The sequence below is a fragment of the Methylophaga sp. F-2 genome (assembly GCF_056859315.1).
Genome location: NZ_JBSXOF010000019.1, coordinates 368,656 through 384,097, shown reverse-complemented (window position 1 = coordinate 384,097; position 15,442 = coordinate 368,656). Strand labels below are relative to the sequence as shown.

Genomic DNA, 15,442 nt, shown 5'->3' with positions numbered 1-15,442 from the left:
TATATTTATCAATATGTTTTAGAAGTTAGTTAAAGTAAATCCAATTTTTATACTTGGACCGTATTCTTCATATTGATTGTTGTATGCTTTACTACCGGTATAAACGTAGTAGTGTTCATCGGTCAGGTTTTTCGCTTCCAGGCTGATTTGAGCATTTTTGCTGATAAAGTAGCTGCTGCTAAAATCAAGGAACACCTGATCATCTACATACGCGTCATGGTTTTTATCACTGACAGCGGCGACTTCTTTCAGATAAGACGATTTATAGTTAGCAGATAAACGCATGCTGACTTTTTCGTTTTCCCAACCGAGCATGAAATTACCGACCCGTTTTGATTGACCGGGTAAATCAATGCTGCGTTTGGTATTCTGACCTTCGATATCCGCTTCAGAATGACTGAGTGTGAAATTAGCGCCCACTAATAAGCCATCCCATGGTGAGGGTAGCCAGCTTAACTTTTGGCTATAAGCCAGTTCTAAACCATAGACTTTCGCGGTATCACCATTTTTGAATGTTTTAGCTTCTTTGAAATTCTGGAATGCACCTGAGCCTGCTATATCCGTTTCATAAACAAAATCAGAAATATCTTTATAGAAACCATAGGCAGAGATTGCACCAGCACGACCCATGTAATGTTCGATGCCTAAATCAAAGTTTTTAGCTGTCATTGGATCTAGCGTTGGATCGCCAAAACGGCTTTGTTACCACTTTCAATAGAAAAACCAGGAGCGAGCGCTTCAAATGTGGGTCTAACAACACTATTGGTCCACGCAGCTCTTACTTGGGTTTTATCATCGATGTAATAACGTGCATGAAGGCCAGGCAACCAGTGGTGATAATTATTTTTGCTGGAGATTTCCTGGAATACATCATCGCGAATACCGGTTCCTTTGGCCTCAAAGTCAGTTTGCTCATAGCGCATACCCGCGATGAGAGTCCAGTTATCCAGATCCAAGGTATTCATCACATAGGCCGCATTAATATCTTCGTTCATAACGTAGTCATTAATACGTGTTTCTTCTGTATTAATATTGCTGTCAAAATTCAGCTTTGACAGCAAATTCTTGATAGCGGAGCTACTGATGCCCGGCCCGTAATTATTTAATGAATAATCAACATTACTGCCGGCAAACGCACCTAAACCAGTATCGTTAGAGCCAAAGTTTTTAAACTCCCAGGCATTGGTGTCATTATCTTTCTCGCGACGTGATAGCTTGCCACCGAATTTCACTTGTGAGGCATAGTTGTGAATAGTGAAATCACGGGCAAGATCAAACTTTAGATTTTTTTCGGTATCGGTGGTTTTTTGTTCTTCCCATTCGATTTTATCCAGTGAAAAACTACTGGGGTCGTAGTAATCAGAACCTGCAAATAAGCGTGGTTTTGAGGTGTCCGTAAATCCGACGTTATCAAAGCCACCCTCAAACTTAGCACCAGCAATATGACCCGGCGTATCCTCACTGGCGCGGCTGTAACCTATCTGACCATCAATCGTCCACAAGCCAATAATTTTTTCTCCACCCAATACATAGGATTGGATCTCTTGTGTTTCTTTACGGTCTTTTAATTCACGATAGCCTGTCGCGCCGGTACCTGATTCACTCGGTAGCTGTGGACTGTCAAACTCCATACCCGCTGCGTTACGAGTTTCGGTATCAGTGAAACGGCTAAATAAGGTACGTAAGTAATAATTTGTGTAAATGTCAGCTTTGTAATCGAAGTTAACGCCTAAACCTAAGCGCTCACGTTCAATTTCATAATCACGTTGTTCAAGTTCTTCTAAACGAGCTTTGTCAGTGAAGTCCCATTTGCCACCGGTTTCCACATTATCAGAACCAAACTTTCGTTTTTGCCAGCTCAATGCGGCGGCGACACCAAAGTTATCAACACCATCACCGATACTGAAAATATTACTCACCGCCCCGGATCCTTTAGGGCTGGTTTTATCAATATTGTCATCGTAACTGCCTTCAGTAGACAGGGTGTAGAACAAACCATCATGATCAAAAGCCGATAAACTCTCTACATTGATGGTGCCACCCAATGAGTTGGCGTCCATATCGGGGGTCAGTGTTTTAACGACCGATAATGACTGCACTAACTCACTGGGTAATACATCCAATGCCACCGCACGTGTGCCACTTTCTGGCGAAGGGACATTGGTGCCATTAATATTGACAGCATTAAGTTCAGGTGCCAGTCCGCGTACCGTGACAAACCGACCTTCGCCCTGATCATTCTCTACCGATACGCCAGGCAGACGCTCTAATGCTTCTGCTGCATTGTCATCGGGTAACTGGCCGATACCGTCAGCATGTACAACACTCTCAATGCTGTTTGAGTTACGTTGCTCTTTGAGCGCTTCATCAATCTGTACTGCCTGCCCTACGACACGGACTGTTTCCAGATTAATATCCTCTTCTGCATGAGCACTGCTGATAAAGCTGGCAATTCCGAGTGCAATCAGGCTGAGTTTAAAGCTCGGTCGTTCAATGGTTTTGTCTATTGTTTTCATAACTACCCTTGTCGTCATAGTGGTTTGATGGCGGCAAGTGTATGAAGGCTAAATGACAGTTAGATGACAGTGAAAATTTAAAATATTTAAAATCAATAACTTATCATTTGCGTTTATTTGATGTTGAGCTGATATGACTTATGATTTACAAAATAAACTGATGCTCAATACTGCAAGCTTGTAAACAAATAAGTTAAATAAAAACAATGATGTAAATAGTATTTTGTGCAACGGGTAATGTAAAAAAATGAAAAAATAAGACAATTTTTGTGAGCTGATTTGACTGCTAACTTTGTCATAAGTCTGTCATTTTTTTCGCGTAGTGTCGCCGACATTCAGTTAATTACTGCAGTCAGAGTTCGGTTAAACCAATGAAAAAAAGACCTTTTTTACACACATCCTATTTTTACGGACTGGCGCTGGCCTTCATTACTGGTTTCGTTATCATGCGAACATGGGGGGAAGTGAAGGTCATATCAGCGATAAATTGGCTTGATGTTATGTCTGAAGGTGGAATGGTGATTCTGGCCTTATTCTGGCTGGCGTTATTGCTTCGTAGTCGACCGGCGGGAAGGGTGACACAACTACTAGCTCTGGGTTTATGTGCTATCGCCTTTTCGTGGAGCATGGATTTCATGGATGAGTTTATCCATATGCCTTCGACATTAATCTGGCATAACTGGTTGGAGAGTATGCCGATTCCACTTGCTTTAGTGCTGTTAAGCTTTGGCATTTATCACTGGCATCAGGAAGAAATTGCCATCAGTGCCCAAATGGTAAAACGTGAACGTTATTTCCGTGAGCATCGTTTATTTGACAAGCTTATCCCTATTGGTGGTGCGGCATATCTCAAAAAGCAGCTCAAACTCTCTCTCAATGAAAGTAAAAAACAGCAGCAACCTTTAGCCCTGATAGCGATTGATTTGGATGACTTTAATGTGATTAATCGTTTGTACGGGGTGGAAGAGGGTGACCATATATTGCAGCTGGTCTGCCAATTATTATTACTGAACCTTCGTGATGAAGATTTAATCTGCCGCCTGGCGGGAGATCGTTTTATTGTCTTGCTTCACAATACCAATGAAGCAGATGCAAAGCAGCTCAGTCTGGATCTTCAAAATGCAGTAGCCAGTTTTGCTTATCGAACTAAAGCGCATCATCAACGTGTTTACCTAAGCGCCACTTGTGCTATCACCATGGCAAAAACAGATGACTCTGACTCGCTGATTAAACGCTTAAATTTACAACTAAGCCAAGATAAGCAACGTGTGGTCGCGGCTAGTTAACTCATGACAAAACTGGTTAAAACAACAGGGTATGAAATTGATACGCCCTGCATCGCTAGCCATTATCAACCTGCATTATTAGCAGAGTTGGCATTATCGCGTGATATTTCGGCATATCAATTATTAAAGGGCGCGCGATTGCAGTTAGACGACTTTGCACTGGCAGAAAAGCGTATCAGTCCAGATCAATACCTGACATTAATAAAAAATTGTCAAAAATTAATTGATGCTGACGATATCAGTTTTTTATTGGGTCAGCGCTTATTGCCTGGTTTTTATGGCGCGGTAAGCCAGGCTTTGCAACAAGTGACTAACTTGCGTCAGGCCATTGAAATTCTTTGTGACTACCATTCAATTTTGTCGCCCTTATATACCCCTCGTCATTATGAAAATGATGAAGAGATATTTTTATTCTGGCTGGACAGTACAGGAAGTCATGAACAAGAGACCTTTATTATCGAATCCCATATCACTGCGTTTGTCTCTATGGTGGCTTGGTTAGCTGGAGAAAAAATGCCCTGGCAGTATGAGTTCACTTATGCTGAGCCAGATTATATTGAGCAATACTGGGTGAATTTTGGACAAAACCTCAGCTTTAATCAGCAGATGAATCGCTTACGGTTACCGAAACAGTTCTTGGATAAGCCGTGGCCTAACGCCTTTAAACTCGGCATACACGGTGCGCTAAAAGAGAGTAACAGGCAGTTAGCAGAGGAATATAATCAGTACAGTTTTCTTGACCAGCTCTATGACTATATTCAATTACATATCAATGAACCGCTCAATCTGGATAAGGTGTCATTTGCCTTTGGAATCAGTCCGGCTTCAATGAAGCGTAAATTAAAAAAACACCACACCAGCTTTCAGCAACAAATTGATCTAGTCAGAAAACATACAGCGATTTATCTGTATGAAGTCAAAAAAATGAATAGTCAGCAAATTGCAGAATATCTCTGCTTTAATGATATGAATAATTTTCGCCGGGCTTTCAAACGTTGGACCGGTATTTCACCGTATCTGTTATTTGCACAATAATTTGAAGTGGTTAACACAATTTTGTTTTATGGCTTAATTACTTAAGCCTGCCTTAATCTCGTTCAGCAAGAATTCAGTTTCGTAGGTTTATAACAGAACTGTAGCTAAGCGTTAGCTCAGTCAATTTAAGGAGTCATCCTATGAACAGATTAAATACCTTTCTCTCTATCAGTGCCCTAAGTATAGCCAGCTCAGCCTCAGTTGCCGTTGCCGATAACAAAGGCTTTGAGTCAAAAAAACTAGATAGTGTCACCAGTACGAGTCTTATTGATAGCCAAGAGCAAACAAGGAATCATACAGATATCAATAAGCACCAAGAAATAACAAAAAAATAAATTGCTAATGATGAATCTTCTAACTGTTACCGATTTCACTCCTCATCGGTAACAGTTTTTTTTTGTGCGATAACAAACGATTCATTTTCTACTGTAATATCTATCTAAACCAAGCAGACAACGACGTCTTTAATTACTGAATCAGGTAATCGGAGAAATACAAAATGCGTCGTTCTGAACAAACTACCATCAAGACCTCCTGTCCACGAGACTGTTATGACAGTTGCGGTATTTCAGCCATTGTTATTGACGGCAAAATTAACCGTGTTTTAGGCGATAGCGATCATGAAATGACGCATGGCGCACTTTGTGCTAAATGTGCCTTTGTCTATAACGGTGTCTGGATTGACCCTAAAAAACGTTTAAGCCATCCATTACGACGCACGGAAGCTAAAGGCACTCACTCATACCAAGAGGTGAGTTGGGATGAGGCCTTAACTGACATTTCGCAGCGGCTTCACTCTATTATCGAAGAGTACGGTGGCCAATCAATTTTACATACTCATTACACTGGAATTTGCTCTCTTATTGCCGGAAATTTTCCTTTACGATTTTTTAACCGTATCGGCGCAACAGAAGTTGATCCGGACACGGTCTGTAACAAAGCCGGACATGAGACGTTAAGCTTAATGTTTGGTCAGTCAATGAATGGCTTTGACCCGCGCACAGCAAAGGATACCGATTGTCTTATCATTTGGGGAGCCAATCCTTCTGCCAGTGCGCCGCATGTGCATAAACGCTGGCTACCTGATGTTAAGCAGCATGCCAAAGTCATCGTCATAGATCCTATTCGCCATGAGACGGCTGATTTCGCCGATTTACATCTGCAACTCAGGCCAGGAGCAGATGCCGTGCTCGCTTTTGCCTTACTGCATGTTCTTGCACGCAACGACGATTTGGACCAGACATTTATTACCAATTCGGTGCTAGGTTGGGATCAAATCATCGATGAAATTGACAAAACCACGCCTGAAGTCGCTGCAGCTATTACCGGTGTGGCAGTAACTGATATCGAAACAGCTGCAGAGTGGTTTGGCTTGGGACGATCAATGTTGTGGTTGGGACAAGCATTACAGCGGCAGACACACGCAGGTAATATCATGCGTTCTGCCAGTTTATTAATTGCCGGTACCGGTAATATTGGCAAACCCGGTAGCGGATTTTTGTATATTAACGGGGCTGAGGCTCGTCAAATTAACCTTGATTGGCTCAGTGGTGCGGCATTGAACTCTTCGGCTACACAAGCGATTAGCCATATGGATCTCGCAGAGAGATTAGCTAATTCAGACAAGAGCAAGGCTTTGTTTTCCTGGAATAATAATATTGCTGCCTCTAATCCTCAGCAAAAGGCGTTACATCAGGCACTAAGCCGTGATGATTTATTTCATGTTGCCATTGATCTGTTCCATACCGACACGACTGCCTTTGCTGACTATATCTTGCCAGCATCCTCATTTCTTGAGTTTGATGATGTCTTATTACCTTACTTTCACTATGACGTATCGGCCATAAACAAAGTTATCGAACCTATTGCTGAGAGTCTGCCTAATCAGGAAATATTTCGTCGATTAGCTGCGGCGATGGGATTTACCGATGAGGAGCTATTCGAGTCAGACCAAAGTTTGATTGAGCAAATCTTTCAACAACTTAACATGCCTATCAGTTTCGATGAGCTAAGAAAGAAAGGCAGTATGCCTTGGTCTGAACAGCCACTTATTCATTATTCTGATGGTGTTTTTCCAACAGCCAGTGGCAAAATTGACGTCGCATCAGATAACTGGCTGGCAGCTGGTTTAAACAAAAGCCCTGTAGCCATCGCTGATCAACCACCAAAAACGCATTATTTACGCCTTTTATCGCCGGCTGATCCTTTTCTGATGAATTTCAGCTATGGCAATGACGACAAAATTGCAATGAAAATAGGTAAAGCCAGTGTCAGCATTCACCCGCAAGAACTCGCAGATAGACAACTGGTTTCAGGGCAAAAAATTACACTGAAGAATCACTATGGTGAGCTTGAGGTTATCGTTGTTGCGAGTGACCGGATACCGCGAGGAGTAGCGTTATTACCAAAAGGACGCTGGCCGTCGTTAGAAAAAACAGGTGCCAATATTAATATCCTCAACGACGGGGCAAAGACCGACATTGGCCAAAGCAGTGCTGTACATAGTATTGAAGTGGAGCTTGTTTCCTAAAAAATATAAAACAACAATAGTTGACTAATCAGTCAACTATTGTTTTAATGCAAACGTAATTTAACAACGGTGTTGTATGGGACGTCCAGCTACAGATACAAAGCAAAAATTAATCAGCACAGCATCAGAACTCATATGGAAAAATAGTTATGGTTCGGTCAGTGTGGATGATATCTGCAAAGCAGCAGAGGTAAAAAAAGGCAGCTTTTATCACTATTTTAAGTCGAAAGCTGACTTAGCTTTGGCGTCAATGGAAGATCATTTCGAGAACTCGAAACAAGACTACGAAAGAATTTTCTCGCAGGCAGTACCACCGATAAAACGCTTTGAAGGACTCGTTGAACATATTATTGAAAAACAGTCTGACATCTCAATAACCTATCAACAGGTTTGCGGTTGCCCTTACGCCACCTTGGGTAGTGAAATGGCAGGGCAGGATCAAGATATACGCGAAAAAGTAGATAGTATCTTGAAGCGCTATGAAGATTACTACGCATCAGCTATTCGCGATATGGTAGCGCAAGGTCAGTTGCCAAAATCTACTGATATAGAATGCTTAGCTGCTGAGCTTTATTGTTATATAACGGGACAAGTTATTCTGGCGAGAATACATAACTCGCTTGAACCATTAAAACGTGATCTAAAAAACGGTGTGTTTCGTATTTTGAATGTTAAAGACATGCACTAATTCACTGGCGAACTGTTACAAATAGCCATATCCATTGACCGCTTAATTGCGGTTTTATTTAGTTATTTAAACAAACCAACCGGTCAACTCAAATTAATTTACAAACCAACCAGTCAATTACTTTGTAGAGCAGATGACCATTACATATACAGATTCAATTATTAAAGAGTAGGGATGAGGATGAAACGAAATACTATTTCTATCGGCATAGCGGTAGCTTTGATTGGCCTTGGTTCATTCAGTGCCTATCACTTTGCCTATGCCGATAAACAACAAGAAGTCACACAAAATCAGCAGTTTCCAGCCGTAATCGTCAGCCATCCTGCCATTGAAAATATTACTGAATGGCAACAGTATGCAGGGCGATTTGTCGCTGTAAACAATGTGGATATTCGTTCACGTGTTTCTGGCTATTTAGAAAAAATCCACTTCAAAGATGGTGATATCGTCAACAAGGGGGATTTGTTATTTTCTATTGATCCTCGTCCATTTAAAGCCGAAGTATCCATTGCTAAAGCCACCGTTGAAGAACGAGAAGCTACACTAGCCTTGGCTAAAACGGATTCCACGCGCTCTATTGAACTGTACAAAACACATGCCGTTTCTAAACAACGTGTGGACGAAGATAAAGCCAGGGTAAAACAGGCAGAAGCACAATTATCGGCTGCCAAATCACGCCTAGCCAGAGCTGAGCTGGATTTAGATTTCACACAGATTACCGCCCCAATCACCGGCAAAATTGACCAACATAATGTCGATGTAGGTAACTTGATTCGAGGTGATGATGAAAATGCCAGCCCTCTGACCAATATCGTGTCACTTGATCCGATCTATGTGATCTTTGATGTTGACCAGAATACCTTTCTAAACCTGACAAATAACGAAACAAAGAGCTTCAATGACGTCCATTCATCGTCAGTCAGGTTATCGATTCAAGGCGATACGGACACAAAATATGATGCCAAAATCAATTTTGTGTCCAATAGCATTGACCAACAAACGGGATCAATTCGATTACGTGCTGTCGTTGATAATAATCAAGGCAAGTTCACACCTGGCTTGTTTGCACGAGTTGAACTGGCTAAGCAGCAAAACCCACAGACAATCCTTATTCCTGAAAAAGCCCTGGTGTTAGAGCAAACCGATTATGTCGTCTATGTCGTCAATGATGAGGATATTGTCGAAAGTCGACACGTAGAAGTTGGCCCTATAGCGAATGGATTGCGTGTTATCCGGAAAGGGCTAAACGGCGATGAGCGAGTCATTAGTGGTGGTCTTCATCACGTCGCGGTCGGCAGCAAAGTAGCTATTCAATCTGAGCTTGCTCTGAACCCTTAATTAACGACTTTTCAAGAGAAATCCCTCTATGTCAGAACAACATAACGACAATAAAAGCTTTGGCGCCTTTTTTGTTGATAGACCCATCTTTGCGGTGTCTTTGTCCGTCGCCATTTTAATTATGGGTATCGTAGCGATGCTGCGTTTACCGATCTCGCTATTTCCGGAAGTGGTGCCACCCACGGTTACTGTTACCGCTACTTATCCGGGCGCTAGTGCAGAAACGATTGCTAAAACCGTCTCCACACCTATTGAACAAGAGGTCAATGGCGTAGACGGTATGCTCTACATGTATTCACAAGCAACAAATGATGGACGGATGAATCTGACCGTCACCTTTGAAATTGGTACCGACATTGATATGGCACAAGTCTTGGTGCAAAACCGGGTTGCCTTAGCAGAGCCACGTTTACCTGAAGAAGTGCGCAGAACAGGGATATCTGTACGTAAGAATTCGCCTGATTTTCTTATGGCCGTCCACATGCGTTCACCCGATCAGAGCCGTGACCAATTATTTTTGTCTAACTACACCCTTCAAAATATTCGTGACCGACTGATCCGTTTGCCTGGCGTAGGCTCAATTAATATGTTGGGTCAACGCGACTACACCATGCGTATCTGGCTTGATCCAGATCGCATGTCAAATCTGAACCTGACAGCAGGTGAGGTTGTTGATGCAATTCGTGAGCAAAACATTCAAGTAGCAGGTGGTCAGCTTGCTCAACCGCCCGTTGATACTGATCGTGCTTTTCAACCGATTATTACATTACAAGGGCGGTTAGAAGAAATTTCTCAGTTTGAAAATATCATCATTAAACGCGGAGATGATGCTCGAATCGTCAAGCTGAACGATGTTGCCAGAATTGAAATTGGCGCTCAGGAATACACCACAAATGCCTTCCTAAATGGCGATCCGATTGTGGTGATGTTGCTGACACAACAACCCGGTACCAACGCTATTGAAACCTCAGAGAAAGTTAAAGCCATGATGGCTGATCTTTCAAAAGATTTCCCCAGTGGCATGGAATATATCATCACCTATAACCCAACGGATTTCTTTGTGGTTAAAGCAATTGATAACTTAGTCCATACCATTTACGAAGCCTTAATCTTGGTTGTATTGGTGGTGTTAGTGTTTTTACAAAAACCACGGGCGACCATTATTCCCGTTGTTGCCATTCCAGTCTCTTTAGTGGGCACCTTTTTGGCGCTGACGGTATTAGGTTACTCAATTAATCTATTAACGTTGTTTGGTATCGTTCTGGCTGTGGGGATCGTGGTCGACGATGCCATCATTGTGGTGGAAAACGTCGAAAGACGTATCCATGAAGGTATGTCGGCTAAACAGGCTTCAAGAGTCACCATGAAAGAGGTGTCTCTAGCGTTGATTGCCACTTCACTGGTACTGGTATCCGTCTTTATACCGACCATGCTTATTGAAGGTTTCTCAGGTCAATTTTATCGACAGTTCGGTGTTGCTGTGGCGGTGGCAACGCTTATTTCCTTATTTAATTCACTGACGTTAACACCAGCTTTATCGGGCATCTTATTAGCGACTAACCCAGATAAAAAACCAACAAAACCGGGCATATTGTCTAGAGGGATAAATGGCTTTAATTCTGGCTTTGAGCGGATGTCGGAAAGCTATGCCACCCTGGCCAATAAGTTGATTTCTCTTCGTCCGTGGGTGATGCTGGTTTATGCCGGATTAATTGTGGCGGCTTTTTATGTGGCGGCCATCATTCCCAAAGGTTTTGTACCTGCTTCCGATCAAGGGTATTTAATCGTGCCAGTGCAGTTGCCACCGGGTTCATCCCTGTCTCGTACTACTGAAGTTACACTGAGGGTAGCTGAAGAAGCCGTTAAGGTGCCCGGCATACAATATGCTCATACCTTTGCCGGTTTTGATGGGCCTACGGGCACCAATAAAAGCTCATCATCAACCGTGTTTGCACAGTTTTATCCTTATGAGGAGCGGCTTAAATCAGGTCGAGATCTGAATAGTATTATGACTGATCTTCAGGCTCGTCTTAACAAAATTGTTGATGCTCAAATTACGGTGATTCCACCTCCGACCGTTAGAGGTATTGGTTCGAGTGGTGGTTTCTCATTGCGTCTACAAGATTATGAAGACCAAGGCAGCGAAGCGCTTAATAATGCGAATAAAGCTCTGCTAAAAGCGATTAATTCCAGCCCTGATATGTTATTCGGCTTTTCACCATACAGTGCTGGTGCACCTGAATTTTTCTTTGACCTGGATAGAGATCAGGCGGAGATGCTGAATGTGCCTATATCTAATGTCTTTGAAACATTGGAAGTTTATCTTGGCAGTGTTTATGTCAATGATTTCAATCTGATGGGGAGAACATTTCAAGTCAGGGCACAAGCGGACAGTCACTATCGATTAGATCCTGAACAAATTGCTAATCTTAAAACACGTTCAGCGGATGGTCAGATGGTATCGCTTGGCACATTGGGTACTATTCGCCCACAAACAGCTCCTGATCGTGTACCGCGTTATAACCTGTTTAACACAGCTGAAATTATAGGCGCGGCAAAACCGGGTATCAGTTCAGCTGACAGCTTAAAACTGGTGCAGAAAATTGCGGATGATACCTTGCCATCAGGCTTTGGCATTGAATGGACAGATCTGTCATATCAACAGCAAATTGCTAAGGGCGGCGTCATGTTGTTTGTGTTGGGTGCCATCTTTGCCTTTTTGGTCCTGGCTTCACAGTATGAAAGCTGGTCTTTACCCATTGCCGTCATGTTGATTGTACCAATGACACTTCTATCGGCATTAGGTGGGCTGATGCTGGTTGGCATGGATGCCAATATCTTCTCGCAAATTGGCTTAGTGGTGTTGATAGGTTTGGCAGCCAAAAATGCCATCTTGATCGTTGAGTTTTCACGTCAACACGAATTAGAGGGTAATACTCCGGTTGAAGCGGCGGTGATGGCGGCGAAACAACGATTACGTCCTATTTTGATGACGTCATTTGCTTTCATTTTAGGTGTTGTTCCACTGATGACGGCTACCGGTGCGGGGGCTGAACTGAGAAACGCATTGGGAACATCGGTCTTTTTTGGCATGCTCGGTGTCACTATTTTTAGTCTGATCTTTACCCCGGTGTTTTACGTGGTGATGCGTCAATTAGCCGATAAGTTGAGCAAAAATAAACAGGCTGAAACCATGCCTGTGAGTCAGGAATAAGGGGCACACAATGTTAAAGAAAATAACTACCATGATGTTGCTCGTCAGCGTAACGGCTTGCTCAGCAAGTTTCCGTACAAATGATAAACCGCAAGCAGCAGCGGATTTAGCCTCCAATAATCTGCTATCGACGAGTGACGGAAATGCACGAATGACCCATGCTGAACCTATCGTTACTTGGTGGCAACATTTCGATGACCAACAGTTAAGCGAGTTGGTTGAAAAAGCGCTGCAAAATAATCTAGATATTAAAATTGGTTACGCTAATTTAATGGCAGCACGAGCAATAGCGACAGAAGTGGGCTATGACAGGTTGCCTTCCGCTGATCTGAATGCTGATTACAATCGTGAAAGGCGTAGTGAAGAGACAGCTACGCTGTCTTCTGGAAAGCGAAGTAACAATAGTTATAGTCTTGGCTTTGACGCTAGTTGGGAACTGGATCTGTTTGACCGTGTGAGTAACAGGATAAAAGCCAGTGATGCCGAAAGTGATGCGTTGCAAGAGGAGCTAAAAAGTCTGCAAGTGTCGATAGCGGCCGAAGTGGCAAAAACCTATATTGAATTACGTGGAGCACAATACAGAGTCAACATCGCTGAACGAAATGCTGATGTGCAACAAGATACGCTTGAGCTGACAAAAAATCTGACACGGGGTGGTATAGCAAGTCGCCTGGACATTGCACAAGCTGAAACACAGCTATCATTGACACTGGCAGAAATTCCGTCGCGTGAAGCAACAGCAACAGCAGCCATTAATCGTTTATCGGTATTAACAGGACAGAATCCTGAGCGCCTAAGCGAGCAACTTGCTACGAGCAAGCCGATCCCCAGTTTGCCGATGGCTGTGAATATAGGAAATGCCGCTGAATTGCTTCGAGAACGCCCCGATATTATAGCTGCTGAGAAGCGACTGACAGCCGCCACAGCAAACTATAATTTGGCGGTAGCGGATCAGTTTCCAGCGGTAAATATTGTCGGTTCACTGGGATTTATCGCGACGAATTTATCTACCTTCGGTAGCAGTTCCGCCATTGCCAGTGCCATTGGTCCCAGTTTAAGTTGGGGTGTTTTTGATACTGGTCGTATTCAAGCACGCATCAAACAAAATGATGCCAAGAGTCAGGCAGCATTGGCTAATTACCAGTTGACAGTGCTGAAGGCACTTGAAGAAACAAAAACCGCCATAAGTGATTTTGCCCGTGAAGAACAGCGTCGCGAACGCCTTCAAGATGCCGCACGGACCTCAACGCAGGCCGAGTCAATTGCCACACAGCGTTTTGAGCTAGGGGATACTGACTTCTTACCGGTATTGGACAGTCAACGAACACGACTCAATTCGGAAGATTCGCTTGCCGTCAGCGAAACACAGTCTGCAGTAAAGTTAATCAGTATTTATAAATCGCTTGGTAAAGGCTGGAGAATTGATAAATAGTCGTCATTAAATATGATGAATAACTATTTTGTCAGCTCTAAATCTAAATAGGTGTTATGACTGAGTATATGGAATGATTCCAGAACATTTTTAACATTCAGTATTTATATTCGGGATTTAACACCTATAATTAATCACATTCTTATTCTGATAATGTACTAGGCAGCATAAATAGCATGCTTATGTTCTAGTCATAACTTACCTCAAACAGTAAGTTTGATCTTGTTTGGAGCAGTCAATGCAAATCGGTAGTTCAATTTACCTAGACTATCAGGCGACCACGCCGATAGAGCCTCGCGTTGTTAGCGCGATGGCACCGTACAATCATGAGATTTTTGCCAATCCACACTCTACGGCACATGTGCTTGGTCAGCAATCTGCGGCAGCGGTTGAGACTGCGCGTAGCACGATTGAAAAGTGCATTAATGCCTCAAGTGAAGAGGTTATTTTTACTTCGGGTGCGACTGAGTCGAACAATCAGGCGATTGCCAGTGTGATATTTGGCAATACCACCGAGCGTCGAGACATTCTTATCAGTGAAATTGAACACAAATGTATTAAAAATGCCGCCTATTTTTATGCCGCAAAACTAGGTTACAAAGTTAAAGAAATTCCAGTCGATAGCACGGGGCTGATTAATGTAGACGCTTATCAATCATTATTGTCTGATCAGACATTGCTGGTCTGCATTATGGCGGTCAATAATGAAATTGGCACCATTCAGAATGTCAAAACCTTTGCTGAAATGGCACACGCAGCAGGTGCATTGTTTCATTGTGATGCGGCTCAAGCCCCGGAAGCGATGGATATTGACGTGAAAGACTGGAATGTCGATATGCTGAGTTTGTCTGCACATAAAGTGTATGGCCCAAAAGGTATTGGCGCGATATTTATCAAAAATGATCTGCAGGCAGAATTACCTCCATTTATTCAGGGAGGAGGGCAACAGTTTGGAATGCGTTCAGGCACGCTAGCCACGCCACTCTGTGTTGGTTTTGCTGAAGCTATGCGTATCACAAAACAAGAAGCAACAACTCACCGTGAACAATTAACGCATTTGAAACGTTTGTTTCTACAACAACTGGAAGCGACACATATCCCATTTAAATTGAATGGCACACAAAGTCAGTGTCACCCCGGCAATATCAATGTGCAATTCATCGGTTGTGATGCGAATAAGCTATTAGAAAAACTCCAACCGAATGTCTGTGCCTCCACGGGCTCTGCCTGTAACAGTGAAATGGTCTTGCTTTCACATGTATTAAAAGCGATTGGTCTGACAGATCAAGAAGCCGGATCATCCTTACGCATCAGTCTCGGACGTTTTTCAGATGAACAACAAATAACAAAGGCCATCGACTATATAAAAGCGGCTATCGAAAAATAATTTCGATTTTTTTATT

The 15,442-nt window shown here is 42.8% G+C and carries 11 protein-coding genes; 9 read left to right on the top strand and 2 right to left on the bottom strand.

Annotated elements, in window-relative coordinates:
• Positions 1-18: 18 nt before the first annotated feature.
• Together AC13DA_RS11190 and AC13DA_RS11185 are read right to left on the bottom strand one after the other, a co-directional pair.
• Positions 19-669, bottom strand: coding sequence for a TonB-dependent receptor domain-containing protein (locus tag AC13DA_RS11190; protein WP_284451125.1), 651 nt, complete (start codon positions 667-669; stop codon positions 19-21).
• 5 nt (positions 670-674) lie between these two features.
• On the bottom strand, positions 675-2,516 hold the full coding sequence (locus tag AC13DA_RS11185) for a TonB-dependent receptor (RefSeq protein ID WP_284451126.1): 1,842 nt from the start codon (positions 2,514-2,516) through the stop codon (positions 675-677).
• A gap of 371 nt (positions 2,517-2,887) precedes the next feature.
• On the opposite strand from AC13DA_RS11185, the gene AC13DA_RS11180 reads away from it, so the two are divergent.
• The 9 genes from AC13DA_RS11180 to AC13DA_RS11140 all read left to right on the top strand — a co-directional run bounded on the left by AC13DA_RS11180 (position 2,888) and on the right by AC13DA_RS11140 (position 15,426).
• Positions 2,888-3,802 (top strand): GGDEF domain-containing protein, encoded by a 915-nt coding sequence (locus AC13DA_RS11180; RefSeq protein ID WP_284451127.1) that lies wholly within the window; start codon positions 2,888-2,890, stop codon positions 3,800-3,802.
• 3 nt (positions 3,803-3,805) lie between these two features.
• Positions 3,806-4,837 carry an AraC family transcriptional regulator gene (locus AC13DA_RS11175; RefSeq protein WP_284451128.1) on the top strand — a complete coding sequence of 344 codons (1,032 nt, stop codon included), beginning with the start codon at positions 3,806-3,808 and terminating at the stop codon, positions 4,835-4,837.
• A gap of 140 nt (positions 4,838-4,977) precedes the next feature.
• Positions 4,978-5,172, top strand: a complete 195-nt coding sequence (locus tag AC13DA_RS11170; RefSeq protein WP_007145096.1) for a hypothetical protein — start codon at positions 4,978-4,980, stop codon at positions 5,170-5,172.
• A 164-nt stretch (positions 5,173-5,336) separates the two neighbouring features.
• Positions 5,337-7,367, top strand: a complete 2,031-nt coding sequence (locus tag AC13DA_RS11165; protein WP_284451129.1) for a molybdopterin-containing oxidoreductase family protein — start codon at positions 5,337-5,339, stop codon at positions 7,365-7,367.
• A gap of 76 nt (positions 7,368-7,443) precedes the next feature.
• The gene (locus AC13DA_RS11160; protein WP_284451130.1) at positions 7,444-8,055 is read left to right on the top strand and encodes a TetR/AcrR family transcriptional regulator; all 612 of its coding nucleotides are present in this window, start codon (positions 7,444-7,446) and stop codon (positions 8,053-8,055) included.
• A 180-nt stretch (positions 8,056-8,235) separates the two neighbouring features.
• The gene (locus AC13DA_RS11155) at positions 8,236-9,393 is read left to right on the top strand and encodes an efflux RND transporter periplasmic adaptor subunit (protein WP_284451131.1); all 1,158 of its coding nucleotides are present in this window, start codon (positions 8,236-8,238) and stop codon (positions 9,391-9,393) included.
• Between the two features lie 28 nt (positions 9,394-9,421).
• Entirely contained in the window at positions 9,422-12,607 is a 3,186-nt protein-coding gene (locus AC13DA_RS11150; protein WP_284451132.1) for an efflux RND transporter permease subunit, read from the top strand.
• Between the two features lie 10 nt (positions 12,608-12,617).
• A complete protein-coding gene (locus AC13DA_RS11145; protein WP_482945949.1) occupies positions 12,618-14,039 on the top strand; it encodes an efflux transporter outer membrane subunit in 1,422 nt (473 codons plus the stop codon).
• Positions 14,040-14,277: 238 nt separating this feature from the next.
• On the top strand, positions 14,278-15,426 hold the full coding sequence (locus tag AC13DA_RS11140; RefSeq protein WP_482945948.1) for a cysteine desulfurase family protein: 1,149 nt from the start codon (positions 14,278-14,280) through the stop codon (positions 15,424-15,426).
• The last annotated feature ends 16 nt before the right edge of the window (positions 15,427-15,442 follow it).